The 26037-nt window shown below is 67.0% G+C and carries 20 protein-coding genes; 9 read left to right on the forward strand and 11 right to left on the reverse strand.

Annotated features, from left to right (window positions below; all coding sequences use genetic code 11):
• Positions 1–41: 41 nt before the first annotated feature.
• Genes VOI27_RS03655 through VOI27_RS03665 form a run of 3 tightly spaced genes read right to left on the reverse strand, consistent with a single transcriptional unit; the run spans position 42 to position 6918 of the window.
• Positions 42–392, reverse strand: coding sequence for a response regulator (locus VOI27_RS03655; protein ID WP_323763929.1), 351 nt, complete (start codon positions 390–392; stop codon positions 42–44).
• On the reverse strand, positions 389–4339 hold the full coding sequence (locus tag VOI27_RS03660) for a chemotaxis protein CheB (protein ID WP_323763930.1): 3951 nt from the start codon (positions 4337–4339) through the stop codon (positions 389–391). The genes VOI27_RS03655 and VOI27_RS03660 overlap by 4 nt, the downstream gene beginning before the upstream one ends.
• A complete protein-coding gene (locus VOI27_RS03665) occupies positions 4336–6918 on the reverse strand; it encodes a CheR family methyltransferase (RefSeq protein ID WP_323763931.1) in 2583 nt (860 codons plus the stop codon). The genes VOI27_RS03660 and VOI27_RS03665 overlap by 4 nt, the downstream gene beginning before the upstream one ends.
• 86 nt (positions 6919–7004) lie before the next feature.
• Here VOI27_RS03665 and VOI27_RS03670 point away from each other — a divergent pair, with 86 nt between their 5' ends.
• Positions 7005–7382 (forward strand): response regulator, encoded by a 378-nt coding sequence (locus VOI27_RS03670; protein WP_323763932.1) that lies wholly within the window; start codon positions 7005–7007, stop codon positions 7380–7382.
• Positions 7383–7387: 5 nt separating this feature from the next.
• Here VOI27_RS03670 and VOI27_RS03675 read toward each other — a convergent pair whose 3' ends face one another.
• The 4 genes from VOI27_RS03675 to VOI27_RS03690 all read right to left on the reverse strand — a co-directional run bounded on the left by VOI27_RS03675 (position 7388) and on the right by VOI27_RS03690 (position 11004).
• Positions 7388–9271 carry a hybrid sensor histidine kinase/response regulator gene (locus VOI27_RS03675; RefSeq protein WP_323763933.1) on the reverse strand — a complete coding sequence of 628 codons (1884 nt, stop codon included), beginning with the start codon at positions 9269–9271 and terminating at the stop codon, positions 7388–7390.
• On the reverse strand, positions 9268–9816 hold the full coding sequence (locus VOI27_RS03680) for a methanogen output domain 1-containing protein (RefSeq protein ID WP_323763934.1): 549 nt from the start codon (positions 9814–9816) through the stop codon (positions 9268–9270). Before VOI27_RS03680 ends, VOI27_RS03675 begins: the two co-directional genes overlap by 4 nt.
• 79 nt (positions 9817–9895) lie before the next feature.
• Positions 9896–10528 carry a response regulator transcription factor gene (locus VOI27_RS03685; protein WP_323763935.1) on the reverse strand — a complete coding sequence of 211 codons (633 nt, stop codon included), beginning with the start codon at positions 10526–10528 and terminating at the stop codon, positions 9896–9898.
• 95 nt (positions 10529–10623) lie between these two features.
• Positions 10624–11004: a hypothetical protein gene (locus VOI27_RS03690; RefSeq protein WP_323763936.1), complete on the reverse strand. Its 381-nt coding sequence runs from the start codon at positions 11002–11004 to the stop codon at positions 10624–10626.
• A 155-nt stretch (positions 11005–11159) separates the two neighbouring features.
• On the opposite strand from VOI27_RS03690, the gene VOI27_RS03695 reads away from it, so the two are divergent.
• The 4 genes from VOI27_RS03695 (at position 11160) to VOI27_RS03710 (ending at position 16565) form a co-directional block, all read left to right on the forward strand.
• Positions 11160–12767 (forward strand): ABC transporter substrate-binding protein, encoded by a 1608-nt coding sequence (locus VOI27_RS03695; RefSeq protein WP_323763937.1) that lies wholly within the window; start codon positions 11160–11162, stop codon positions 12765–12767.
• Positions 12768–12876: 109 nt separating this feature from the next.
• Positions 12877–13833, forward strand: a complete 957-nt coding sequence (locus VOI27_RS03700; protein ID WP_323763938.1) for an ABC transporter permease — start codon at positions 12877–12879, stop codon at positions 13831–13833.
• A gap of 12 nt (positions 13834–13845) precedes the next feature.
• A complete protein-coding gene (locus VOI27_RS03705; RefSeq protein ID WP_323763939.1) occupies positions 13846–14910 on the forward strand; it encodes an ABC transporter permease in 1065 nt (354 codons plus the stop codon).
• 2 nt (positions 14911–14912) lie between these two features.
• Positions 14913–16565 (forward strand): ABC transporter ATP-binding protein, encoded by a 1653-nt coding sequence (locus tag VOI27_RS03710; RefSeq protein WP_323763940.1) that lies wholly within the window; start codon positions 14913–14915, stop codon positions 16563–16565.
• Between the two features lie 318 nt (positions 16566–16883).
• On the opposite strand, the gene VOI27_RS03715 is transcribed toward VOI27_RS03710, so the two are convergent.
• Positions 16884–17801, reverse strand: a complete 918-nt coding sequence (locus VOI27_RS03715) for a DMT family transporter (RefSeq protein WP_323763941.1) — start codon at positions 17799–17801, stop codon at positions 16884–16886.
• Between the two features lie 147 nt (positions 17802–17948).
• Here VOI27_RS03715 and VOI27_RS03720 point away from each other — a divergent pair, with 147 nt between their 5' ends.
• Positions 17949–20111: an esterase-like activity of phytase family protein gene (locus VOI27_RS03720; protein ID WP_323763942.1), complete on the forward strand. Its 2163-nt coding sequence runs from the start codon at positions 17949–17951 to the stop codon at positions 20109–20111.
• 291 nt (positions 20112–20402) lie between these two features.
• Here VOI27_RS03720 and VOI27_RS03725 read toward each other — a convergent pair whose 3' ends face one another.
• Positions 20403–20882, reverse strand: a complete 480-nt coding sequence (locus VOI27_RS03725) for a lytic transglycosylase domain-containing protein (protein ID WP_323763943.1) — start codon at positions 20880–20882, stop codon at positions 20403–20405.
• A gap of 134 nt (positions 20883–21016) precedes the next feature.
• Here VOI27_RS03725 and VOI27_RS03730 point away from each other — a divergent pair, with 134 nt between their 5' ends.
• Positions 21017–21877, forward strand: a complete 861-nt coding sequence (locus VOI27_RS03730; protein ID WP_323763944.1) for an SDR family oxidoreductase — start codon at positions 21017–21019, stop codon at positions 21875–21877.
• Positions 21874–22467 carry an exopolysaccharide biosynthesis protein gene (locus VOI27_RS03735; protein WP_323763945.1) on the forward strand — a complete coding sequence of 198 codons (594 nt, stop codon included), beginning with the start codon at positions 21874–21876 and terminating at the stop codon, positions 22465–22467. The genes VOI27_RS03730 and VOI27_RS03735 overlap by 4 nt, the downstream gene beginning before the upstream one ends.
• On the opposite strand, the gene VOI27_RS03740 is transcribed toward VOI27_RS03735, so the two are convergent.
• Entirely contained in the window at positions 22436–23752 is a 1317-nt protein-coding gene (locus VOI27_RS03740; protein WP_323763946.1) for a glycosyltransferase, read from the reverse strand. The genes VOI27_RS03735 and VOI27_RS03740 overlap by 32 nt on opposite strands.
• Before the next feature lie 5 nt (positions 23753–23757).
• A complete protein-coding gene (locus tag VOI27_RS03745) occupies positions 23758–25179 on the reverse strand; it encodes a hypothetical protein (protein ID WP_323763947.1) in 1422 nt (473 codons plus the stop codon).
• 300 nt (positions 25180–25479) lie between these two features.
• Here VOI27_RS03745 and VOI27_RS03750 point away from each other — a divergent pair.
• A partial coding sequence (locus VOI27_RS03750) for a glycosyltransferase (protein ID WP_323763948.1) occupies positions 25480–26037 on the forward strand: 558 nt, incomplete at its 3' end.

A 26037-nucleotide genomic window follows, 5' to 3' on the forward strand; every position in this document is an offset into this window, starting at 1 on the left:
CGACACACACCAAGCAGACAGGCGCGGGCCAGTCCAAGCGCCTATCCCAGCATCTCGCCCACCGTACGCAGCAGCTCCTGTGGCCGGAACGGCTTGGCCATCCGCTGCGCACTCTGCAATTCCGGGGGAAAGGCGCTGGGCTCGTAGCCGCTCAGCAACACGAAGGGCACGCCAAGCTCTCGCAGGCGCTGGGCCACCGGCAGGCTGGTCTCGCCGCGACCGAGGTTGACGTCCAGCACCGCCGCGTCCGGGGTGTCGTCGGCCAGCATTGCCTCGGCCTCGCGGACCGAGTGGCACAGGCCGAAAAGGCCAAAGCCGCCTTCCTCGAGCGTCGTGCCGACGTCGAGTGCCAGCAACGGATCATCGTCAAGCACAAGGATGCGGCCGGTCATGTCGGCACCGTAAACGATGTCAGTCCCGCGGCCGGGATCGAGAACTCGTAGGCGACGCCAGACGGTTCGAAACGGACGTCCATCTTTCCCTCCAGTTGCGTTTCAACGGCACTGCGGATGACCGTGCTGCCAAATCCCTTGGCCTCGGGCTCGGAGACCAGGGTCAAACCGCTCTCGATCCACCTAAGCCGCAAGCCGGTTTCGTCAATGTCCCACGCCACGTCGAGCCGCCCGCCGGGGCGCGACAGCGCGCCGTATTTCGCCGCGTTGGTCGCCAGCTCGTGCACCGCAAGCGCCAGCGACTGCGCCGCCGCCGGGCCGACCTGCACGGGCGGGCCCTTGGTGTCATACTGGTTGAATTCGCCGGAGCCATAGGCCTCGAGCTCGTCGCGCACCAGCCGCTTCAAGTCGATGCCGTCCCAATTCATCTGTGCCAGCGCCGAATGGGTGCGCGACAGCGACTGGATGCGGGCGGCAAAGACCGACTGGAACTCGCGGAAGCTGCCGGTGGTGCGGCCGGTCATCCGGGCAATGGTATTGACCAGCGACAGGATGTTCTTGACCCGGTGGTCGAGCTCGGCCGAGATCACCTTGTTGCGCTCTTCCCAGCGCTTGCGTTCGTCGATGTCGATGGCGGCGATGTAATAGCCCTCGTGGCGGCCCTCGGCGTTGCGCGGCGCGCAATGCATCAGGAAGGTGCGCTCGCCATGGCCGGGGATCGGCAGCAGGGTCTCGAACCGCACCGCGCCGTCGCGGGCATCGGGGCTGGCGGCCCTCAGCGCCTCGATGGCGGCGGTGCCAAAGACGGTCTCGAGCGGGGCATTGCGCACCTCGTCGACCACAAGGCCCATGCGCTCGAACGTGCGGTTCGACATGCCGATGCGGAAGCCGTCGTCGACCAGAGCCACCATCACCGGCAGACCGTCGATCAGGTCCTGCAGCGCCTGGGTCTCGCGTTCGCGCAGGCGCTGGGTTTCCGAGTGGTTGATCGCCAGCCAGAGGATCTTGGCCACGGTGCGCAGATAGTTGCGTTCCTCTTCGTTGAAGTTGCAGCCCGCGTCGCGCCAGGCACAGAGCACGCCGCGCGGCGCCTGTGGCGTGCCGATGCAGAGGCAGACACCGCAGGTCACCCCGGTGTCGCCGAGGATCTGCGTCGCGGCAAAGCGCTGCTCGGCGGTGATGTCGTCGACCTCGACCAGTTGTTGCCGTCCGAGGGTGAAGCCGAGATGCTGATCGGGATCGTTGGCCGACATCGCGTGGCCCGCCACCCCGCGCGGCCAGCCGCGGCCGGCCACCAGCCTGAACTGGCTCCGGTCGGGGGTCAGGAGCTGGACCTCGACCACCCGGGTCTCGAGGTGATCGGCGATGTCGTTGACGATCCTGTCGTACAGCTCGTCCAGCGCGCCGGGGCTCAGGGCCAGCTCGCTGAGCTCGGCGATGCTGGCCTGGCGCACCGCCTGCACCGCCAGCCGCTCCGAGGCGACGCGGATCCGCTGGACGTCGGAATAGGTGATCACCACGCCCTGGATCTGATCCTTGCGGGTGCGATAGGGGACGATGCGGCGCAGGTAGGAGTAATCGGCGCCGGAGATCTCGCGCTCGGCCGGTTCCAGCGACTCGAGCACCCGGCGGGCGTCGGGCAGCAGCATCTCGTCCTCGACCTTGAAGTTCAGCTCGGTGATCGGCCGGCCGACGTCGGCATCGCGGATTGCGACCAACTCGGTGGTTCTGGCGGAAAACCGGCGGATCGTCAGGTCGGTATCAAGAAACAGCGTCGCGATGTCGGTCGAGGAGATCAGGTTGGTCAGGTCGTCGTTGGTCGCCTCCAGCTCGCGCACCTTCTCCTCGAGCTCGGTGTTGATCGTCGACAGCTCCTCGTTGAGCGACTGCAGCTCCTCGCGCGAGGTCTCGAGCTCCTCGTTCGAGCTTTGCAATTCCTCGTTGGCGCTCAGCACCTCTTCGTTGGCGGCCTGCAGCTCCTCGCTCGAGGCCTCGCCCTGTTCGATCACCGATTGCAGCTCGTGACGCAGGGCGTCCATCTCCTTTTGGTAGTCGAAGCTCGGCGCGTCCTGCGAGGCCGGTGCTCCCGGCACGGTCGCCGCGGGGTCGAGGGTGACGAAATACACCAGGTATTCGCGGCCCGACCGGCCATCGAGCGGATCGACCACGATCTTGCCCGGTCCGCCGCTCTGATCTGTGCCGAGCACCGGTGCCTCGCTCGGCTGGTTGGAATTGCGCGCGGCGCTCAGCGCCGACCAGGCCGGCGTCTGGAAGGGCGGGGCGAGCAGCGTCGGCAGGCTGCCGGACATCGCGCCGGACGAGAAGTCCAAGACCTCCTTGAGATCGCCGTGCATCCGTTTGATCTCGAAGTTCTGGTCGACCAGCACCGCCGGCGGCGCGAAGCGCTGCAGCATTGCCCGCACCACGTGATCGGCGCCGGAGACCTCTTCTTTCAGACCGGCGGTGGCGGCGCGCGGACCGCCGGCCCAGCGCCCGGCCGGGCGGGTCGGCATCCGGCGCTCGGTATCGGTGCGGCGAAAGATTCGGTTGCGCTTGTCGACCGGGGTGAACCAGGGATCGGCCCGCTCAGCGCCCTCGGACAGGCCGAGCATCAGGAACCCGTTGGGCTTGAGCGAGAAATGAAAGGTCTCGAAGATCCGCTTCTGCGCCGAGGGCTCGAGATAGATCAGCAGGTTGCGACAGGAAATCAGGTCGAGCCCCGAGAACGGCGGGTCGCTGACCGCGTTCTGCACCGCGAAGACCAGCTTTTCACGCAGCCGCGGCCGCACCCGCACCTCGTGGCCCAGCCGTTCGAACCAGGTCTCGACCCGGTCGGCGGCAACATCATCGACCGCCGAGGCAGGATAACGGCCCAGGCGGGCCTGTTCGACCGCGTCCCGGTTGAGGTCACTGGCAAAGATCAGCGGCCGGATGTCCTTGCCGGTGCGCTGGATGCGCTCCATCAGGATCATGCCAAGGGTATAGGCCTCTTCGCCGGTGGAACAGCCGGCGGCCCAGGCGCGGATGGTGTCGCCGTCTGACATCGCCGACAGCACCGGGTCGATGGCCTCCTTGGCGATGGTTTCCCACGCCGCGGGATCGCGGAAGAAGCGGGTGACACCGATCATCAGGTCCTTGACCAGCAGTTCGCGCTCGCGGCCGGTCCGCTCCAGCAACTCGACATAGGCGGCGAGGCTGTCGACATCGGATATCCCCATCCGGCGGCGGATGCGGCGACCGACGGTGCCGGGCTTGTATTCGCTGAAGTCAAAACCGTTGCGGTCGTTGAGGAGGCGCAGCACCTGGCCGATCTCGGCGTGATGGCGTTCGGCAAACCCCTGGCCGGCGCTCTCGGGCTCGGTGCCGCTGACGTGCTGCGCCAGCCGGGCGATGGTCCGCGGCAGCGCTGCCGCCGCGGCGACATGGTCGACCAGCCCGGTATTGATCGCCGAGCGCGGCATGCCGTCGAACTCGGCCTCCTCCGGATCCTGCACCAGCACCGCGCCGCCGGCGCTCTTGATGTCGCGAATGCCCTGGGTGGCATCGCTGCCGGTGCCCGAGAGCACCACCCCCACGGCGTTGGGCCCGAAGCGCTCGGCGATCTGGCGGAACAGGTGGTCGATCGGGGTGCGGTGCAGGCGGTCTTCGGGCGGCGGGACCAGCCTGAGAAGGCCGCCCTCGGCGATCTCGACATAGGTGCCGGGCGGGGTGACGTGGATGGTATCGGGCCGCAGCCTTTCGCCCTCGGCCGCCTCGCGCACCTCGAGCGCGGTGGTCTTGTCGAGCAGCGCGGTGAGCCGGCTCTCGCGGTCGGGGTCGAGATGCTGCAGCACGATCACCGACCCGCCCAGACGCTTTGGAAACTCGGCCAGAAAGGCCCGCAGCGCAGCCAGTCCGCCGGCCGAGGCGCCGACGCCGATCATCAGCTTCGGGCCGGTCCCGGTCACGGCTCCGTGCCCGCGCCGTCCTGGCGGAACACCAGCACCACGCCGGTGCCGCGGCTTTGTTCGGTGGGGATGGCATCGGCGGTCAGCCGGCCGCCCTGCCAGTCGCCGGTGACGCTCTGGGTTTCGCCGCTGCGCGCCGCCGCGCGCGCCAGCTCGGCGTGATCGACAAAGCCCAGCCGGCTGCCGACCTCGCCGACCTTGCGGCCGATGTCGTGCTCGACCAGTTTCAGGATGTCGGCGCATTGGCTGGTAAAGCGCCGGATCCGCAACTCGTCGTCCAGCACCAGCACGCCGGCCTCCATCGCCGAGAAGGCCAGTTCGGTGTCGCGGTTGAGATCGCTCAGCAGCTCGATCTTGCGCTCGTGTTGCGAGCTGACCGAGACCAGCTCCTCGTTGACCGCATGCAGTTCCTCGTTCGACGCCTGCAGCTCCTCGTTGGCCGCCTGAAGCTCTTCGTTCGAAGCCTGCAGCTCCTCGTTCGAGGCCTGCAGCTCCTCGCCGCTGGTTTCCAGCCGCTCGGTGACATATTGCAGGCTCTCGTCGGTCAGACGCAGGTCGCGCTCGAGCTCGCGGATGCGGCTGACAAGAATGTCGTCCTCGCCGGTGTCGCGCATCACCGGCGCGGCGGTGTCGTCTTCGGCGGCCTCGCCGGCGGCGCGACGCAGGGTCACCAGCAGAAAGCGGCCGCGGCGGTTGTCGCCCATCAGCGGCTCGACCCGCAGGATCACCACATGCGGCTCGGCCCCTTCGGCATCGATGCTGATCTCGCGTTCGAAATCGCGCTCGGCACCCTGGCGCAGCCGCTCTGTGCCGAGGTTGATGGCGTAATGCAGCGCCGGGTGCACGATTTCCTCGACGGTGCGCTCGGCCAGGTCGCTCATCGTGTCGATATAGGCGCTGGCAGCGCCGAACCAGGTCAGAACCTGTCCGGTGTCGGTGATCAGGATCGACGAGGGCGCATAGCGCTTGAGCAGCGCGTCGTAGCCGCGCAGCAGGCTGTCGCGGTCGGTGCGCGGCCGGTCAGACTTGTCGATGCTGGTCAGTGGCGGCCGGGCCTGCTTGCGCTGGCGCGGCATGTCGAACCGGTCGACGCCCACCGGCGCGCCGATCCGGTTGGCCAGCAGGCCCGCGTCATAGACCCGGCGGTCGGATTCCTTGCGATAGAGCCGCCAGGTCGAATCGATCACCGCGAAGTCTGATTTCAGCTCTCCCAGGCTCTCTGAGGCGCCAAGAAACAGATAGCCGCCCTTGCGCAGACCGAACAGGAACATCGACAGCAGACGCGTCTGTGCCACGTCGTCGAGATAGATCAGCAGGTTGCGGCAGGACACCAGGTCGAGCCGCATGAAGGGCGAATCGGCCAGCGCGTTCTGCACCGAAAAGATCACCTTCTGGCGGATCGTCTGGTCGATCTGCATGCCGTCGCGGTGTTCGGTGAAATAGCGCTCGCGGATCGCCGGCGCCACATGGGCCAGCGCGCTCTCGGGATAGATCCCCTTGCCGGCGGTCTCGATCGAGCCGCGGTGCACGTCCGAGGCGATGATGCGGTAGCGCCGCTCCAGCCCGGAGGTGCGCAGCGCCTCGGCCATCTCGATGGCGATGGTATAGGCCTCTTCACCAGTGGCGCAGGCCGGCACCCAGACGCGGATCTCATCCTTCTCCGAGCTCTCGCTGACCAGCCTCGCGATGGCATTGCGCGACAGGCTCGCCATGGCGTCGGGGTCGCGGTAGAACTCGGTCACGCCGATCAGCATGTCCTGGTAGAGCTCGTCGACCGCCTCGTCGTTCTTGGCCAGCAGGTCGCGGTAGGCCTCGATGTCGGTGATCCCCTTGAGCCCCATGCGTCGCTCGATCCGGCGGATCACGGTGGGCGATTTGTAGACCGAGAAATCGATGCGATGGGCGGTCTCGATCATCTCCATGATCGCCTGCCAAGGGTCGGAGATGCGGGTGATCTTGCTGTTCGACCCCTCGGGCAGCTCGCTCAGCAGCGCAGCGACCGCGGTGGGCAGGGCATGGGCATCCTCGATCCGGTCGACTGCGCCGGTCGCAAGCGCCGCCTTGGGCATCGAAGAGAACTTGGCCTCCTTGGGCGATTGCACCAGCACGTGACCGCCGGCGGCATGCAGCGCCTCGGCCCCCCTGGCGCCGTCAGAGCCCGAACCCGACAGGATCACTGCTGCCCGCGGCAGCCCGCGTTCCGCCGCCAGCGAGGTGATGAAGGCGTCGATCGGCAGATGCGGCAGGGCGTCGGTGTCGGAATAGGCGGTGACCTGAAAGCAACCGTCGCTGAGCCGCACCAGCGAGTTCGGCCGATTGAGGTAGATGGTATCGGCCACCAGCGCCATGCCGGCATCGATATGGCGGATGATGGCATCGGATTTACGCGCCAGCAACTCGTCCATCACCGAGCGGTAGTCCGGCGACAGGTGCTGCAACACCACGTAGCACCAGCCCTTGTCGGTCGGTGCGGTCTGAAAGAACGCCTCGAGCGGCTCCAACCCACCGGCCGACGCCCCGACCGCGACAATCGCCGTGCAGGCCTGCGCGTCGGGCGAACGGTTTGTGGTGTCTTCCATCAGGCAGGCCCGGCCAAAAAAAGCGCGTGTGTTTTCAACGTTCAACCTCTATCAACTTAGCGGACATTGCAATTGGTCAAGTAAAAATGGCGATAGTGCTTCTGGCAGATGACGACCCCGATTACCGCGACGCCTTTGCCGTGGCGCTGGAGGCCGTGGGGCACCGCGTGACGACGGTCGCCTCGGGGGCCGAGGTCAAGGCCGCGATTGCCGCAGACCTGCCCGATATCGTGTTCCTCGACGTGCTGATGCCCGGCGGCGGCGCGATCAGCCTGATCCATGAAATCCACGGCACCCATCCCGGCTTGCCGGTGGTGGTGATTACCGGCAATGCCGCGGTCTTTTCCTCGCCGATCGTCACCGAGGGGATGCGCGGCGCTGATGCGCGGATCCCGAAATCGGTCTCGTTGGGCGAAATCAGCCAGATCATCGACTCGCTGCTGGCCAGGACCAATCCCGCCTGATCCGGTCATGCCGGCGACATCCGCGCGGTGACCTGGTCCAGCGCCTCGGCCAGGTCCTTGAGGTCGACCGGCTTGCGCAGGAACGGGCCGTCCGGTGCGCCGGCGCGCTCGGAGTCCTCGGCATAGCCCGACATGTAGACCACCCCGAGACCGGGCCGCAGCGCTCTCGCCTGTCGCGCCAGGCCAAAGCCGTCGCGCTCTCCGGGCAGCATGACGTCGGTCAGCAGCACATCTGCCGCAAGGCCGTCGCGCAGCGCCGCCAGCGCCGGGGCGCCGCTCTCGAAGGCGGTCACCTCATGGCCCAGGGTCGTCAGCATCAACTGCATCGCCTCGCGAAACTGCGGCATGTCCTCGACCAGGAGCAGCCGCAGCCGCGGGGCCTCGGTGGGCCAGGCGGGGCCGCGGGGGCCCTCGGGCGACCGCACCTGTCGCGCCTCCGGCAGGATGAGAACCACCGAGGTGCCCTGACCGGGGGTCGAGCGCATGGCGAAATCGCCGCCCGACGCCGCGCAGAAGGCCGCCACCGAGGACAGGCCGAGACCGGTGCCGCCAGAGCCCTCCTTGGTGGTAAAGAACGGATCGGCCGCGCGTTCGAGCACCGGCGGCGTCATGCCCGGACCGTTGTCGGACAGGGTGATCTCGATCATGCCCTCGTCGTCCCGCCGCCGCGCCGCGACGGTGATGCGGTCGCCGGTGCTGGCGGCCTTGATGGCGTCGCGGGCGTTGAAGGTCAGGTTGAGCAGGGCGTTCTCGAGCTGGCCGGGATCGCAGAACACCGAGAGATCGGCGACGCCCGTGGTATCGACCTCGAGCGCGCCAAAGGTTTCCCCGAAGGTCAGCGCCATCACCTGCTCGACCAGCGGCCGCAGCCGCACCGCGGTGGCCACACCGGGCTCGCGGCGGGCAAAGGCCAGGGTGCGCGCCGCCAGGTCGGCGCCGCGGCTGGCGGCCTGCAGGATCGCGTCGAGCCGCGCCCAGACGGTCTCGGGGTCGCGGGTCAGGCTGGCGACCTCGGCCTGCAGCCGGACGATGCCGATGATATTGGCAAAGTCATGTGCCAGCCCGCCGGCCATCTGGCCCAGCGAATCCATCCGCTGCGCCGCCTCGATCCGCAGCTCGGCCTCGCGCGCCTCGGTGATGTCCGAGACCACGCCGTTGAGCCGCATGACCGCGCCGTTCGGGCCGGTGAGCGGCGCGCCGTCGGCGGCGATCCAGCGAATCTCGCCGTCGCTGCGCCGGATCTGGCATTGCACCCGATAGGCCCTGTGCTTGCGGATCGCGGTTTCCACCAGGGTGCGCACCCGGTCGCGGTCGGGCTCGACCACATGGCTTATGAAACTGTCGAGCGACCAGTCCGGCAGCCGGGTGTCGTAGCCAAAGATCGCGTCATGGCGGTCAGAGCGCCAGGTGGTGTTGGTCTCGACATCGAATTCCCAGATCCCGATGCCGGCCGCCTCGAGCGCGAAATTCATCCGCGCCTCGGCCCGCTGCCGGCTGGCCAGCTCGTCGTTGAGCCGCTGCAGCTGGCTGGCATGCTGGACAAAGGGTTCCTCGTCCCCGATGTCCGCCAGGATCAGCACGTCAGCGCCCTCGGCGCCGTCGCGCCTCACGCCGCGCGCCCTGCCGTGGACCGCACGCTGGCCGTTCATCAGCCGCAGCGGCGTCCAGTTCGACGAGGCCGAGGCCTGCGACAGCAGCGCGCGCAGCGATTGCCGCCGGCCATACCAGCCCGAGAGGCTCTCGAGCGGCGCGTCGCTTTTCGAAAACAGCCGCCGGCCCTCGGCATTGGCATGGATCACCCGCCCGTCTGCCGGATCGGCGATGACCGTGGCTGCGGGGTGCGCCTCGAGCACCAGCCGCGCGATGCGGGCTTCATCGGTCTCGCTCAATCCCGGCCCCCGGCGTCGGTGTCCTCTTCGGAGATGCGGTAGTATTCGCGGGCATTGGCGGTCTCGGCGCGGCTCGGCGTCAGGTGCACGATCACCCGGCAGCCGGCATGGCCGGTGGCGATGGTCTCGGCCAGTTGCACCCGGGCATAGCCGAGATTGTCGGCGGCGATCCGGCCAAAGACATTCGAGGTCATCATGCACAGCGAGGGCCGGTCGCGCACCATGTCGCCGAAGGGACAACGGCGGTTGCCGAAAACGAGCTTGTGCTTATCGGCCGCAATCAGGTGAAAATCGCCGCCGATGCGGGTCTTGAGGTCGATGCAGACCTCGGCGATCTGTTCGCGGGTCAGCTGCTCGGTGCCCATCTCTTGACGGTATTCGCGGTCGATCCAGCGGCCGACCTGACCGCCGACCGAACTGATGTAGCCCTCGGCCAGTTTCAACCCGACGGTATCCTCGAGCGTGCCGGTGAGGTTGCGCAGCAACGTGCGAAAGAACACGTCGCGATCCAGCGGTACCTCCGTGGTGGCGGCGCGTTTTGCCATGGCCGGACCTCCTGAAATACTCCGCATCTGTGGCAAGTGTCGCACCGAAGGCGGGATCTGTCCACAGAAACGGTGGTGTTCAGAACAGCCCGGCGTCCTTGGCGACGATCGCCGCCTGGGTGCGGTTCGAGACGCCGATCTTGCGATAGAGTGTCTTCATGTGCAGCTTGACCGTCGGCTCGCGGATCGCGAGATCGCGGGCGATTTCCTTGTTGGTCTTGCCCTGGGTCAGCCCCTGCAGCACGTCGCGCTCGCGAGGCGAGAGCTTGTCGGTCAGCGGGTGGCTGACCGGCGTCCTGTCGCCGCGCAGGAAGTCGAGCGGGGCGTACTGCTCGCCCATCGCCATGAACCGCACCGCGTTGACCAGCGATTTGCCGGACAGCGTCTTCGGCAGGAAACCGGCGGCGCCATGCGCCAGAACCGCCTCCGCCACCTCGCGGCTGGCGGTGCCCGAGATGATCGCCACCCGCCGCGCGCCCTCGAGCGCCATCATCCTGAGCAGCCCGTCCAGCCCGTTCATTCCCGGCATGGAATAATCCAGCAGCACCAGGTCAAAGCCGTCGCCGGCGCGCACCTCGGCCTCGGCCTCCTGCAGGTTGGCGACGGTGACGGTCTCGAACTTGCCCGCGGCCTCGAGAAACGCCTTGAGCGTGTCGCGAAGGAGGTCGTGATCATCGGCGATCAGCACACGCACCATGTCTCTGGCTCCCATGTTTGCCCGTCTTGATTGCAGCACCCCTCTCTCTGCCCAGTTTTGCGAGAGCAGACAAATGGAAAAGCGCGATCGGGGGCGAGGGTGTGCCGGTGTTAGGATTCTGGCAAGGTTTTGCCGTCGTCCTGAGGCCGTCGCAACACCCGGGTGCCTGCAATGGTGGCACTCCATCCAAGGACCCTGCCGGCTCCGGTAATTTCCCGCCGCGCGGTTGCGCGCGCCGCTCCGCCATGCGAAAACGACATTCCTGTCGTTTTCAAGACATTCTTTTCCGGTCCGCCCGCAGGCCAGTTTGCGAGAAAGGCGAGAGATTTCGCGATTTTGAGTAGATTAGAGCCGACGATCATGTTTCGATGGAATTGTCGTTTTCCCGCGGGAGAACGGAGCATCCGGCACCGGTGGATGGCGCTGCCAAACCGGTTCGAGCGCGCCTGTGCGGATGCCGGTCCGGGAAACAGGAAGAGGGTAAATGGCAATGGGCATTCCAGAATGCAGCGACCGGCCGTCCCGTCCTGCCGCCTGAGCGGTCAGAGAGATACGACCTTTGGTCGATGCGCCCCGATGACAGGGGCCACGACACATCCGGCACCGCAAATGCGGGCCTTCGCATGACAACAGGGAGACAAAGACCATGCGCACCAAAAAAGACCTCAGCCTGATCGACCGGCTGTCGCAGGAGGCCCGCCTCGGCCGCCTGTCGCGGCGCGATTTCATGCGCCATTCGGCCGCCGCCGGGCTGACCGCTGCTGCCGCCACCGGCCTGTGGACCTCCGAGGCCAGGGCGCAGCCCAAATCGGGTGGCACCTTCCGTGTCGCGATCCACGACAACAACTCGTCGGACACCCACAACCCCGGCACCTACCTGTCGGTCCAGCAGATCTTCCTGGCCCATACCCACCGCGCCTATCTGACCATGATCAACACCGACCAGACCCTCGGTGGCGATGTGGCCGAGGACTGGACGGGCTCCGAGGATGCCTCGGAATGGACCTTCAAGCTGCGCGACAACGTCACCTTCCACGATGGCCGCAAGGTCACCGCCGATGACGTCATCGCCTCGATGAACTTCCACCGCGGCGAGGTCTCGACCTCGGCAGCCAAGGCGCTTCTGGCGGATGTCGATGACATCACCAAGACCGACGATCTGACCGTGGTGTTCACGCTGTCGGGTCCGAATGCTGATCTGCCCTGGCTGATGACCGACTATCACCTGACCATCCAGCCGGCCTCCGAGGACGGCATCGAGTGGCGCAACGGCATCGGCTGCGGCCCCTACAAGATCGTCGATGGCGAGTTTGGCGTCGGCTTCAAGCTCGAGCGCCACGACGGCTGGCACGGTGAGGGCGCCTATTTCGACGCGGTCGAGATGATCGCGATCAACGATCCCAACGCCCGCCAGACCGCGCTGGTCACCGGCGATGTCGACGCGGTCTCGGCGATCGACCTCAAGACCATGGCGCTGATGCAGCGCAATCCGCAGATGGTGGTCGAAAACGTGCCCTCGGCCTCGGCGATCACCATGCCGATGCATTGCAACGCCGCCCCCTATGACGATGTCGACGTGCGCATGGCGCTGAAACTGGCGATGAACCGCGAGGAGATCGTCGAGAAGATCGCCTTTGGCGCCGGCACCCCCGGCAATGACTTCCACCATTCGCCGGCCCAGCCCTACTACCCCGAGGGGCTCGACCAGCTCAGCTACGATCCCGACAAGGCCAAGGCCCTGCTCAAGAAGGCCGGCCACGAGAACCTCAGGATCGACCTGTCCTCGGCGGAATCGATCTTTTCTGGCGCGGTCGACATGTGCGTGCTCTATGCCGAACAGGCCAAGGCGGCGGGCATCGACATCAATGTCGTGCGCGAACCCAACGACGGCTACTACTCGGACGTCTGGCTGAAAAAGCCGTTCTGCGCCGTGGCCTGGGGCGCGCGCCCGACGCCCGACGTGATGTACACCCTGGCCTACAAGGATGACGCCGCCTGGAACGAGAGCTACTGGGTCAACGAGCGCTTCAACGAGCTGCTGCTGCAGGGCAAATCCGAGCTCGACGACGCCAAGCGCAACGAGATCTATCGCGAGATGGCCGAGATCGCCCGCGACGATGGCGGCACGATCATCCCGTTCTTCCGCAACTTCGTCTATGGCCGCCGCGCCAACGTGCAGACCTCGGGCGAGCTTTCGGCCGCTTGGGAAATGGACGGCTGCCGCGCCGCCAGCCGCTGGTGGTTCGACGCCTGAGCCAGATCACTGCAGGCGGCCCGGACATCCCGGGCCGCCGCCCCCCGGCCCGTGACAGGGCCCAAAGACCCGCTGGCCAGGCGGGATAAAAACCAAAGGGAGAGCCTCAATGGGGGACATTCTCAGCCTCGTCCTGAAGCGTCTGGGCTTTGGCCTCATCACGCTTCTGATCATCTCGATCATCATCTTTTTCATGGTCGAACTGCTGCCCGGCGATATCGCCGAAGCGGTTCTGGGCCAGGGCGCCACGCCCGAGAACCTTGCCGCGCTGCGCGAGGAGATGGGCCTGAACCAGCCGGCCTTCGTGCGCTATTTCCAATGGCTGGGCGGTGCCGTCGTCGGCGATTTCGGCAATTCCATCGTCAGCGGCGACAGGGTCAGCGCGATCATCACCGACCGGTTCATCAACACGCTGTTCCTTGCCGCCTATGCCGCGGTGATCGCCGTGCCCTTTGCCATCACGCTGGGCGTGATCGTGGCGCTGCTGCGCAACACGCTGTTCGACCGGGTGGCCAACGTGCTGACGCTGACCTCGATCTCCAGCCCCGAGTTCTTCCTCGGCTACGTGCTGATCCTCTATCTCTCGGTCAAGACCGGCATGTTCCCGGCGATCTCGAGCCTGCGGGCCGACATGAATTTCGGCGATCTGCTCTACCGCACCTTCCTGCCGGCGCTGACGCTGGTGCTGGTGGTCACCGCCCACATGATGCGGATGACCCGGGCGGCGATCATCAACCTGCTGGCCAGCCCCTATATCGAGATGGCGCGGCTCAAGGGCACGCCGCCCTGGAAGGTGATCGTGAAACACGCGCTGCCCAACGCCTGGGCGCCGATCATCAACGTCATCGCGCTCAACCTCGCCTACCTCATCACCGGGGTGGTGCTGGTCGAGGTGGTGTTTGTCTATCCCGGCATCGGCCAGGCGCTGGTCGACGCGGTGTCAAAGCGCGATTTCCCGATCGTTCAGGCCTGCTGCCTGATCTTTGCCGCGACCTTCATCCTGCTGAACCTGGCCGCCGATGTGGGCGCCATCCTCACCAATCCGCGCCTGCGGCATCCGAAGTAAGGGAGAGAGATCATGAGCGTATTCGTCATTCTCTACTTCGCCTGCCTGATCATCGCATCATGTCTGGCGGCGTTCTACGAAAAGCGGGGGCCTTTCATCCTGCTGTTCTCGCTGACCCTGATCAGCTTTGTGCTCGGCATCGTCGGCGGCACCGGCGCGCTGCGCTTCATCGCCATCGCGGCGGCGGCGCTGGCCTTTGCCGCCGGGGTCTCCTACAGCTTCCGCGAGTTCCTTGTGCTGCTGATGCCCAAGAACCTCGGCAAGGAGCTCAAGACCGCGCCGCTGACCGCGGCCTTCGGCATGTTCGTGATCTTCACCTATGCCATCGCCGCGATCTTCGCGCCCTGGATCGCGCCTTTCGGCGAGAGCGAGGTCATCGCCTCCTCCTTTGCCCCGGCGGATGAAAACATGCTGCTGGGCGCCGACCAGCTCGGCCGTGACATGTTCAGCCGGATCATCTACGGCGCGCGCAACTCGGTCGGCCTGGCGCTCTCTGCGACCATCGCGGCCTTTGTGCTGGGGGCCGGCGCGGGTCTCCTGGCGGCGACCAAGGGCGGCTGGTTCGACCAGTTCATGGGGCGGTTCGCCGATGTGATCATGTCGATCCCCTCGCTGATCTTTGCCCTGCTGATGTTGTCGATCTTTGGCCCGCAGGTCTATGTCATCATCATCGCCGTCGCGATCATCTATGCACCTAGGGTGTTCCGCCTGACGCGGGCGGTGGCCGGCAACGTGGTGGTGATGGATTACATCGAGGCCGCCAAGCTGCGCGGCGAGAAGGACAGCTACTTGATCCGCAAGGAGATCCTGCCGAACTCCACCGCGCCGCTGATTGCCGAGTTCGGGCTCGAATTCTGCTTCGTCTTCCTGCTGGTGGCGGGCCTGTCCTTCCTCGGCCTCGGCATCCAGCCGCCGACCGCCGACTGGGGCTCGATGGTGCGCGAGAACGCGACGCTGATTTCCTTTGGTGACATCACCCCGCTGATCCCGGCGGCGGCGATCGCCCTGCTGACCGTGGCGGTCAACTTCGTCGTCGACTGGATGCTGTTCCGGTCCTCCGGCCTCAAGGAGCAATAATCATGGTGCATGACAAATCCGTTCTGCTCGAGATCAGGGATCTCAAGATCGAGGGCTATACCGGCGAGACCTGGGTGCCGATCATCAAGGGCGTCGACCTGACCCTGCACCGCGGCGAGGTGATGGGGCTGATCGGCGAGTCCGGTGCCGGCAAGTCGACCATCGGCGCCGCCGCCATGGGCTATGCCCGCGACGGCACGCGCATCGTCGAGGGCTCAAAGATCGAGTTCGACGGCATGGAGCTGACAACCGCCACCGAGGGCGAGCGGCGCGCGCTGCGCGGCTCGCGCATCGCCTATGTGGCGCAGTCGGCGGCGGCGTCGTTCAACCCGGCGCACAAGATCATCGACCAGCACACCGAGGCGCCGCTGCATTACCGCATCCAGAAACGGATGGAGGCGCAGGAAGACGCGATGGACCTCTACGAGCGCCTGCGCCTGCCCAACCCCAAGGAAATCGGCTTCCGCTATCCGCACCAGGTCTCGGGCGGCCAGCTCCAGCGGGCGATGACGGCGATGGCGATGTCCTGCCGGCCGGACCTGATCATCTTTGACGAGCCGACCACCGCGCTTGACGTGACCACCCAGATCGAGGTGCTGGCGGCGATCCGCGACATCGTCGACCAGTTCAACACGGCGGCGATCTACATCACCCATGACCTCGCGGTGGTGGCGCAGATGGCCGATACCATCAAGGTGCTGCTCAAGGGCGAGGAGGTCGAACAGCAGCCGACCGAGGAGATGCTCGACAGCCCGCAGGAGGAATACACCAAGTCGCTCTGGGCGGTGCGCAGCTTCGAGCGGCCACAGAAACCGCGGCCAAAGGGCGAGACGCCGCTGATCTCGGTGCAGAACGTCGACGCCTCCTATACCGGCGGCGTGAAGGTGCTCGATGACGTCTCCTTTGACATCTACAAGGGGATGACCGTGGCGGTCGTGGGCGAAAGCGGCTCCGGCAAGTCGACCACCGCGCGGGTGATCACCGGTCTGCTGCCGCCCTCGAATGGCCAGGTGCTGTTCAAGGGCGAGCCGCTGCCGCCGCGCTATCAGGACCGCTCCAAGGACCAGCTGCGACAGGCGCAGATGATCTATCAGATGGCCGATACCGCGCTCAATCCCAAGGTGCGGATCTCAGAGATCATCGGCCGGCCGGCGCAGTTCTATTCCGGGCTGTCGGGCGCGGCGCTGAAACATAGGGTGGACGAGCTGCTCGACCTGATCGAGCTCGACCCGTCGAAATATTACAACCGCTACCCGCCGGAGCTCTCGGGCGGCCAGAAACAGCGCATCGGCATCGCCCGGGCGCTGGCGGCGGAACCGTCGTTCATCATCTGCGACGAGGTCACCTCGGCGCTTGACCAGCTGGTGGCCGAGGGCATCCTCAAGCTGCTCGACCGGCTGCAGAACGAGCTCGACCTGGCCTATATGTTCATCACCCACGACTTGGCGACGGTGCGTTCGATCGCCGACGAGGTGGTGGTGATGCAATACGGCAAGGTGGTGGAGCAGGGGCCCAAGGACGAAATGTTCACCCCGCCGCATCACCCCTATACCGACCTGCTGCTCAGTTCGGTGCCGGAAATGGACCCGAACTGGCTGACCACGCTGCTTGAGGAACGCGGTGTCGACAACGTCGGCGAGGCTGCCGACGTCTGAGCGGCCGACCGACACGCCCCGAGCGTCTCCACACCCGCCCCGGACCCCGGTCCGGGGCCTCGCCCCCTTGCCACAGAATGCGCCGCGCCTCGGAATGTGATCCGGGGTCTCGCCTTGTGCCACGAGGTCCCGAGTCAGGGGCGACATCTATGGAAACCCTACTTGCGCGCCCAGTGCGTGCATCCACCCACCCGCCCCGGACGTGATCCGGGGCCTCCCCGCCTGCCACAGAATGCGCCGCGCCTTGGTATGTGGTCCGAGGCCTCGCTCTCCGCCACGAGGCCCCGGGTCAGGCCCGGGACGGGGGCGGCGCAGGTCTCAGCCCATGTGACCCATCTTCGACCGGGCCTTGCCGCGTTCGAGGCCGAGCTGGCGTTCGCGGTAGATGATCAGCACCCCGGCGGCGATCACCACCAGCGAGCCCCAGAGCGTCGCCGAAGTCGGGATCTCGGCAAAGAGCAGGTAGCCCGCCGCCACCGCAAACAGCATCTGGCTGTAATCGAACGGCGCCAGCACCGAGGCCGGCGCGAAACGATAGGCCGAGGTCACCAGAATCTGCCCGACGCCGCCGATCACGCCAGCGGCCACCAGCATCGCGGTCTCGGTCGGGCTCGGCACGGTCCAGCCGAAGGGCAGGGTCAGCAGCGAAAATCCGGTCGCGGTGAGCATGAAGTAGAACACCACCGCCGCGGTGTCCTCGCTCTGCACCAGCCGGCGGATATGCACCTGCGCCAGCGCCCGCAGCCCGGCCGAGATCAGTGCGAGGATGGCGCCGAGGGTCGCCAGCCGGTCGGCGGTGCCGTCAAAACTCAGCCGCGGCCAGAGGATGATGGTCACCCCGATCAGCCCGATCGCCACCGCGGTCAGCCGGAACAGCCGCACCTTCTCGCCCAGAAGCAGCGCGGCAAGGATCACCGTCATCAGCGGCGCGGCAAAGCCGATCGCCGTCACCTCGGGCAACGGCAGCAGGCCCAGCGCGGCAAAGCCCAGCCCCATCGCCGACACCCCGATCACCCCGCGCCAGACATGACCCATGACATTGGCGGTGCGCAGCCCGGTGCGCAGCTCGCCACGCGCCAGCAGCCAGACCAGGATCACCGGTATGGAAAACGCCGAGCGAAAGAACACCGCCTCGCCCGGCGGGACCGCGTCGGAGGTTGCCTTGATGAGGACGGCCATGACGGTAAACACGGCGAGTGCAGAGATTTTGAGCGCGATACCGCGACCGATATTCATGGCGGCAGTTAGCCCCCCCGATGACCGAAGGTCAATGGCCGCCGAAAGCCCGGTGCGCTTTGTCACCAAGACGTCGTGGCTCCGTCATTCCAGCGTTACATCTTCGGCGCAGGAGAGCGGGGACATTGTCCTATCAGGAGTGGTTTAATGGGCTTTCGCACCATCTGTCTGACCTCCGTGCTGGCGCTGAGCGCCGGGACGGCCATGGCCGAGATGAATTTCAACCGCATCGCATCCTTCCCGGTCATCGCCAATATGGCAGAGGGCGAGGACCGGACCCGCGAGAGCTCGCCGGAGATCATCGACGTCACCGAAGACGGGATGACGCTGGTCTATACCGACAGCCCGCTCAAGGTGATCGGCCGGATCGACATCACCACGCCCGCCGACCCGCAGCCGCTGGGCAATATCGCCGTCGGCGGCGAGCCGACCTCGGTGGCGGTGATCGGCAGCACCGCCTTTGTCGGCGTCAACACCTCCGAGAGCTTCACCAGCCCCTCGGGCCAGATCAAGGCGTTCGACACCGCCAGCGGAACCGAACTTGCCGCCTGTGACCTCGGCGGGCAGCCCGACAGCCTCGCCAAGGCCAAGGATGGCGCCTTCATCGCCGTGGCGATCGAGAACGAGCGCGACGAAGACCTCAACGACGGCATGATCCCGCAGATGCCCGCCGGCACGCTGGCGCTGGTGGACGTGACCGAGGGCGCGCTCGACTGCGCCTCGCTGCGCTTTGTCGACCTCACCGGGCTGGCCGAAGTGGCGGGCACCGACCCCGAGCCGGAATACGTCTCGATCAATGCCGCCGGCGAGATCGTCGTCACCCTGCAGGAAAACAACCACATCGTCGTGGTCTCGCGCGCAGGCGAGGTGCTGAACCATTTCTCCGCCGGTGCGGTCGACCTGGAGGGCATCGACGCCACCGACGAGCGTGGCGCGCTGCTCTTTACCGAAAGCCAGTCGGGCCGCAAGCGCGAGCCCGACGCGGTGGCGTGGATCGACGGCGACCACTTTGCCACTGCCAATGAGGGCGATTACGAGGGCGGTTCGCGCGGCTGGACGATCTTTCACAAGGACGGAACGGTCGTCTACGAGAGCGGCACCAGCTTCGAGCAGGCGATTATCCAGATCGGTCATTACCCCGACAAACGCTCGGACGCCAAGGGCGTCGAGCCCGAGTCGGTGACCTTCGACATCTTCGACGGCACGCCCTATGTCTTCGTCGGTGCCGAGCGCGCCTCGGTGGTCGGCGTCTACGACGTGACCGACCCGGCGGCCCCGGTGCTGAAACAGCTGCTGCCCTCGGGTGTCGGTCCGGAAGGCTATGTCACCGTTCCCGAGCGCAACCTGCTGGTCTCGGCCAACGAAAGCGACCTGATCGAAGACGGCGGCGCGAGGGCGCATGTGATGCTCTTCGAACTGCAGGACGGACCGGCGCACTATCCGCATCTCACCTCGGACGGCCTGGAACCGCTGACCGGCTGGGGCGCGATCTCGGGCATGGTCGCGGGCGACGGCAAGACGATCTACGCCGTCAACGACAGCTTCTACGGCTATCAGCCGACGATCTTCACCATCGACGCGGCTCAGCGCCCGGCGCGGATCACGCAGGCGCTGCGCATCACCCGCGCCGGCCAGCCGGCACAGAAGCTCGACCTCGAAGGCATCACGCTGGACGGCGCGGGCGGCTTCTGGGTCGCCTCGGAAGGCCGCACCGACCGGGTGATCCCGCATGCGCTCTACCACGTGAACGCCGCGGGCGAGATCACCGAGGAAGTGGGTCTGCCGGCCGCGTTGATGGCGGTGGAACAGCGCTTCGGCTTCGAAGGCGTCACCAAGGTCGGCGACACCCTCTGGATGGCAGTGCAGCGCGAATGGAAGGACGACCCGGAAAACCACGTCAAGCTGGTGGCCTACAACATCGAGACCGGCGACTGGGGCGCGGTGCTCTATGAAAAGGCGGCACCTGCGACCGGTTGGGTCGGCCTGTCGGAGATCACTGCCCATGGCGATCATGTCTATGTGGTCGAGCGCGACAACCAGCATGACGACCGCGCGGTGACCAAGAAGATCTACCGCATCGCTCTGTCCGAGATGCAGCCGGCACCGCTGGGCGGGGAGCTGCCGGTGGTGGCCAAGGAAGAAATCCGCGACCTGATCCCGGATCTGAAGGCCACAGGTGGCTATGTGCTGGACAAGGTCGAAGGTCTGGCGATCACCGAGGACGGCGAGATCTTCGTCTCGACCGACAATGACGGGGTCGATGACCACTCCGGCGAGACCATGTTCTTCTCGATCGGCGGCGCGATGTAGACGCGGCGCAGCGCGACACCATGAGCGGGAGGGCCAAGGCTCTCCCGTTTGCAGTGGGGGGCTCTGCCCCCCGGCCCTTGGCCTCCCCCCGAGGGTATTTGTGAACAGAAGAAGATCAGGCGGATCCAGCCCCCGGAAGAGCGCTCTTCCGGGGGCCTTCTCCTGTTACGGCCATCGGCGCCTCCGCCTGTACCGCAGATGCAGTAAGACCCGGTAAGAGTTAAGGATCCGTTACTTCTTCTGTTCGAAAATACCCTCGGGGGCGCCCGCAGGGCGGGGGCAGAGCCCCCCTCAACCGGGCCGCAGCCCGGTTTCCACCAACATGCCCCGGCGTTTCGCCTCGTAGTAATAACCGCGTGCGTACCACTGGATCGCGGTGCTTTCGCTGCCGTCTGACAGCAGCCAGGCGCCGCGCAGGTACTTGCCGGCATATTTCAGGTTGGTGTCGGCATCGAGCAGCGCCGAGGGCTTGCCGCGAAAGCCCATGGTGCGGGCGGTTTGCGGCAGGATCTGCAATAGCCCCCAGTAGGGTCCGTTGCGGGCCCAGGGGCGGTGGGTGCTCTCGCGGATCGCCAGCCTGTGTACCAGCGTGCGGGGGATCTGGTAGTGATCGGCCCATGTGTTGATTTTCCGGCGCAGCTCCGGCGTCTCGTTGGGGTGCAGCGGCGGATCATAGGCGCGGGGCACGGGCTCAGGCGCTGGTTGGCGGCCGCAGGCGGCAAGCGTGGCGAGGGCGCCGAGCAGCAGCAGGCGGCGGGGCAGGTGGGGCATCGGGACGACTCGGTCAGTGAACGATGGCGCGAGCCTAGCCGCGGCCGGGCCGGGCCGCATCCCCGGGTGACAAAGCTGGGCGGCGCGCCGCCGAAAGGCTTGCCTTCGCCGCCGGCTGAGGACAGTTTGCGGCCATGGTGAAAACGCTTCTCTCCTTTGGCCATGGCTACAGCGCCCGCGCCCTTGACCCCCTGCTGCTGGCCGAGGGCTGGCGCGTGATCGGCACCACCCGCAGCCCTGACAAGCAGGCGGCGCTGGCAGAGGCTGGCGTCGAGCCGCGGCTGTTTCCCGGCGAAGACCTGCGGCCGGCGCTCGATGCCGCCGATCACCTGCTGATCTCGGCCGGGCCGGACGCGGCCGGCGATCCGGTGCTGGCGGCGCTGGGCGCGGAGATCGCGGCGCGCGCCGGGCAGTTCGACTGGGTCGGCTATCTCTCGACCACCGGCGTCTATGGCGATCATGCCGGCGGCTGGGTCGACGAGGAGACGCGGCTCGCCCCCTCGACCCGCCGCGGCATGCGGCGGCAGCAGGCCGAGGCGGCCTGGCAGGCAATCCCCGGCCTGCCGCTGCACATCTTCCGGCTGGCGGGGATCTACGGGCCGGGGCGCGGCCCTTTTGCCAAGGTCCGCCAAGGCACCGCGCGGCGCATCATCAAGCCGGGGCAGGTGTTCAGCCGCATCCACGTCGAGGATATTGCCCGGGTGCTGGCGGCCTCGATCGCGCGGCCCGACCCCGGCCGCATCTACAACCTCTGCGACGATGACCCCGCCCCGCCGCAGGAGGTGATCGCCCATGCCGCCGAGCTGCTCGGCCTGCCGGTGCCGGAGGCGGTGGATTTCGAGACGGCCGAGATGACGCCGATGGCGCGCAGTTTCTATGCCGAGAGCAAGCGGGTGCGCAACGACCGCATCAAGCAGGAGCTCGGGGTGACGCTGAAGTATCCCGACTACCGCAGCGGGCTGCGGGCGCTGCTTGAGCAGGACGGCGGAAAGTGAGGCCGCCGCGCAGCCTCGGCGAGGTGCTGAGCGCGATCGCGCCGGAGGCGGATGTCGGCGGCGAGATCTCGGTCGCCGACATGCTGCAGGAAATCGGCGAGCGCTCCTTCGCACCCCTGGTACTGGTGGTCTCGGTGCTGTTGGTGACGCCGCTGTCGGGCATTCCCGGCACGCCGACAATCGGCGCAATGATCGTGGTGCTGATCACCGTGCAGTGGCTGACCGGGCGGCGTCATCTGTGGCTGCCGGGCTTCGTGCTGCGCCGGGCGGTGGCCGGCGACCGGCTGACCCGGGCGATCGACTGGCTGCGGCCGATGGCGGACTGGGTCGACGCCCGCAGCGAACGCCGGCTGCGGTTGATGACGGCGCCGCCGATGGCGCTGGTGACCAAGCTGATGATCCTCGGGGTGGCGCTGACCTGGCCGTTGCTGGAGCTTTTGCCGATGGTCACCTCGGTGGGTGCGCTGGCGGTGGCGTTGCTGGCCTTCGGGCTGATGGTGCGCGACGGGGTCTGGCTGGCCGCAGGCTATGTCACCATCGCCAGCATGGCGCTGCTGGTCAGCTGGCTCGCGGCGCAGGTCGCGGTCTGAGCGCCAGCGGCTCGGGCCGCGGACTGGCCGGTTCCAGCGCCCAGTCATAGATCTCGCGCATTTGCCGCGCCTTGGCGTGCCAGGTGAAGTGGTCGAAGACCCGCGCCCGCGCCGCCTCGGCCAGGGGCGCGAGCTGGGCGGGATCGGCCGCCACCTGCTTCAGCGCGGTGCGGAAGCCCTTGATGATCGCCGCCCGCGGCCCGATCGGCACCTTGATGCCGCAGTCCGGGGTGACCAGCTCTCCGGGGCCGGCGTAATCGACGATCATCGGCACCAGCCCCAGCGCCATCGCCTCGAGCACCACCCCGCCGCCGAATTCGCGGATCGAGGGGAAGGTGAGCATGTGGCAGCGCCCGGCGACGGTCTCGACCTCGGAATGCGGCAGCCAGCCGTGAAATGTGACGGCCGCTTCGGTGCCCTCTGCGGCCACCTGCGCGCGCAGCTCGGCCATCATCGGGCCGTCGCCAATCATCTCGAGCGTCATCGCGCCCGACTGCAGCAGCGGTGCTGCGGCGGCGAGCAGCATGTCGGGGCCCTTGTAGGGCACCATGCGACCGATGAAACAGGCGCGCAGCGGCTTTGGCCCCGGTCGCGACAGCCGCGAGAACCGCGACGGGTCGACGGCGTTTTCCGGCAGGTAGATCGCCTTGTCGCGATAGCGCTCGGGGATCTCCGACAGGGTGTGTCGCGAGCCTGCGACGAGTGCCGCGGCATGGCGCAGGGTGCGGCTGTGGCCGGGCAGGTAGCGATACCCCGAGCGCAGGTAGCTCAGCAGTTCGCGCTCGCGCAGGCGTTCGCTGTTGAACCCCTCGGGCCAGGGCACGCCGCCGTTGAGCGGGCCGAGCACGAAGGGCACCCCGGCGCGGGCACAGCGCGCCGCGATCGGGCTGGCGATGGTCGGGCTGAGCGGGGTGATGCGGTGGACGATGTCATAGGCACCGGCCTCGATCTCGGCCCCGAAGCTGCGCCAGACCAGCCGTTCGAAATGCGGATAGGCCAGCGCGTTGAGCGCCTGCACCATGGTCCAGCCCTTGCCCTCGCCCATGCGCAGCAGCTCGCCCAGCCGCCACAGTGGCCGCGCCAGCCGGTCGCTGTCGATGAAGGTGACCTCGCGCCCCTCGATATAGCCGGCGCCCAGCACCGCCGCGCGGTTGCGGGCATGGGTGACAAGGTGCACATCGGCCACCTCGCGCAGGGCATGGGCCAGCGACCAGCCCACCAGCGGCACCGAGACCCAGTCCGGGTTTGCGGCCTCTGCAATCGCCAGAACACGGCGTCGTACCATACCATTCACTCCATCAATGGGCGCCATTTCAGCCAGGACCGGGCCTGGCGCGCCTTGAGCACTTGATCCCGCATCCGCAGCCGTTCGCGGCGCAGCGTCTCGGCATAGCCCATCAGCGCCCCGGAAAGCAGCCATGTCAAAGGTGTCAGCGTGGCATTGGGCACCAGCTCGACCGCGTTGACCGCGAGGATCAGGGTGAGCGGGCCGATGAAGGGCGAGATCTCCTCGGGCTTGCGGGCCAGCATCTCGCGCCAGAGCAGGAAGATCGGCAGCACCAGCAGGCCGAATTCCGCCAGAAACCCCAGCCAGCCGTATTTGCCCATGACGATGATCCAGCGGCCGTCGGTGATCGTCTCGAGCGAGCCTGTCACATCGTTGTAGATCAGGTTGCGACCCCAGCTGCCCCAGCCGAACAGCGGCTTTTCATAGGCCCGTTCAAGCAGCATGTCCTCGTTGTTGAAGCGGAAATCGAGCGAGGCGGCGCGGTCTGGGTCGATGCTGGCGGCACCGGCCAGCAACCGTTCGGTGGGCACCAGGTCGACGCCCTTGAGCACCGGGTAACCGATGGCCAAAAGCGCCAGCAGCGCCGCCACCTTGAGCTGCGCGCGCACCCCGAAGACCAGCACCACCGGCACCAGCAGCAGGGCAAAGAGCATCGCGCCCAGCGATTTGTAGAGCACCAGGCTGACCCCGAGCCAGAGCGTCAGCGCGCCGTACAGCAGCCAGTGTTTGCGTTCGAACTTGAACAGCGCCGCGGCGGCGGTCAGCGCCATCATGCCGAAGAACGACAGCCAGATGCCGTGGTAGAGAAACACCGTAGGCCGCCAGCCGCCGAACCGCATGGTCTGGACGAAATCATGCTGGAAATAGCCGTAGATCCAGATGTTGAGCTGTGGTGACAGCCGGGTCTCGAGCAGCGCCGGGAAGCTGTAGACGAACCCCGCCCACATCAGCACCACCAGCACCAGCCGCTGGGAGGCGGCCTCGATCAGGTATTGCCGCGCCAGCACGAAGGGGATGAAGATCAGGATCTGGGTCAGGGTCAGCGCGAGGGCATCGGTCACCATCAGCCCCGGCAGGTGCAGCACGTCGCCCCAGCGCACCGGCTCGGCATTGGTGATCACGGTGGCGATCGGCGACAGGATGAAGGTCAGCATCAAGAGCTTGCCCAGCGCGGTATCGGGCAGCACCGACTTGCGCAGGCCATAGGTCGCGAAGGCCATGATCAGCGCGCTGAGCGCCGGGATCGAATGCTTGTCGAGCGGCGGCAGCAGCGGAAAGTCGAAGACCGCGGGCGGCGGCGGCAGGATCAGGAAGCCGGTGACGAACGAGATCGTCAGCGCCTGCGGCAGGGGCAGGCGGCGAAACAGGATCACTGTCACCACTGGCCAGATCGCCAGCATCAGATTGGCCAGAATATTGGGCATCAGCGCGTCTTTGGTTGCAACGGTCGAACTCTAGAACAGGAATGCGGCAGGTTTGGGGCCGGCGTTTCAGCACGTCTGGGCAGACTAGCCGCCTGGAACGGCTTCGGGAAAGACCTGTTTTGCAACCTGCGGTCGTGCCCGGCAGCTTTTGCCCTTGCCAAGGGCCGGGCGGTTGGTCAGCCTGTCGCCGATTGCCTCATAGATAATACCTGTAGCCCTTTGCCAGACCGCCGCAAGATAGCCTGTCTGTGGGATTTTTCCCCGCAGAATCCGCTGACATGTTCCGGCGGTGCGCCGGGCATGGTGGAGGCGCTGCAAAGCCATGTCGGCGATGTCACCATGCTCGATCCCGGCTGGCGCAGGCTCGAGCCGCTGCGCCGGATGCTCAAGGCCCTGCCAGAGCCCGCGGCCCGCGGTGCGCTCTGGCGCAGCCAGCTGGCGCTGTCGCGGCTGATCGCGCCGGCGATCCAGGGCCAGCTGACCCGTGGCCGCTACGACGTGCTGTTCTGTGCCCATGCCTTTCCGGCGCTGGCCGGGCTGCGGCTGCCGCCGGGGCTGTTCTCGGTCTATACCGCCGACACCACCCCCACCACCGACACCCGTTCCGACCTGCGCGAGGGCCGCGCCGCGCGGTTGCGGCCGGCGCGGCTGCTCGAACCGGTGATCCTCGGGGTCGAGCGGCGGGTGTTCCGGGCGATGGACCTGCTGCTCTGGCCGACGGAATGGCTGAAATCCGGCGCCGACGGGCTTTATGGACTTGACCCGAAGCGCTCGGTGATCGTGCCCTGGGGGCCCAATCTCGCCGATCCCGGGCCGGTCGATCTGGCGCCGCGGATCAGCCGCGGCGCGCCGCTGCGC

It is taken from the genome of Marinovum sp. (assembly GCF_034669705.1).
Taxonomy (GTDB): Bacteria; Pseudomonadota; Alphaproteobacteria; order Rhodobacterales; family Rhodobacteraceae; genus Marinovum.

Excerpts from the sequence above, each read along its gene's own strand:
- VOI27_RS03655 (WP_323763929.1), bottom strand. The coding sequence starts at position 392 with ATGACCGGCCGCATCCTTGTGCTTGACGATGATCCGTTGCTGGCACTC.
- VOI27_RS03665 (WP_323763931.1), bottom strand. The coding sequence starts at position 6,918 with ATGGAAGACACCACAAACCGTTCGCCCGACGCGCAGGCCTGCACGGCG.
- VOI27_RS03670 (WP_323763932.1), top strand. The coding sequence starts at position 7,005 with ATGGCGATAGTGCTTCTGGCAGATGACGACCCCGATTACCGCGACGCC.
- VOI27_RS03680 (WP_323763934.1), bottom strand. The coding sequence starts at position 9,816 with ATGGCAAAACGCGCCGCCACCACGGAGGTACCGCTGGATCGCGACGTG.
- VOI27_RS03685 (WP_323763935.1), bottom strand. The coding sequence starts at position 10,528 with ATGGGAGCCAGAGACATGGTGCGTGTGCTGATCGCCGATGATCACGAC.
- VOI27_RS03695 (WP_323763937.1), top strand. The coding sequence starts at position 11,160 with ATGCGCACCAAAAAAGACCTCAGCCTGATCGACCGGCTGTCGCAGGAG.
- VOI27_RS03700 (WP_323763938.1), top strand. The coding sequence starts at position 12,877 with ATGGGGGACATTCTCAGCCTCGTCCTGAAGCGTCTGGGCTTTGGCCTC.
- VOI27_RS03705 (WP_323763939.1), top strand. The coding sequence starts at position 13,846 with ATGAGCGTATTCGTCATTCTCTACTTCGCCTGCCTGATCATCGCATCA.
- VOI27_RS03710 (WP_323763940.1), top strand. The coding sequence starts at position 14,913 with ATGGTGCATGACAAATCCGTTCTGCTCGAGATCAGGGATCTCAAGATC.
- VOI27_RS03715 (WP_323763941.1), bottom strand. The coding sequence starts at position 17,801 with ATGAATATCGGTCGCGGTATCGCGCTCAAAATCTCTGCACTCGCCGTG.
- VOI27_RS03720 (WP_323763942.1), top strand. The coding sequence starts at position 17,949 with ATGGGCTTTCGCACCATCTGTCTGACCTCCGTGCTGGCGCTGAGCGCC.
- VOI27_RS03725 (WP_323763943.1), bottom strand. The coding sequence starts at position 20,882 with ATGCCCCACCTGCCCCGCCGCCTGCTGCTGCTCGGCGCCCTCGCCACG.
- VOI27_RS03730 (WP_323763944.1), top strand. The coding sequence starts at position 21,017 with ATGGTGAAAACGCTTCTCTCCTTTGGCCATGGCTACAGCGCCCGCGCC.
- VOI27_RS03740 (WP_323763946.1), bottom strand. The coding sequence starts at position 23,752 with ATGGTACGACGCCGTGTTCTGGCGATTGCAGAGGCCGCAAACCCGGAC.
- VOI27_RS03745 (WP_323763947.1), bottom strand. The coding sequence starts at position 25,179 with ATGCCCAATATTCTGGCCAATCTGATGCTGGCGATCTGGCCAGTGGTG.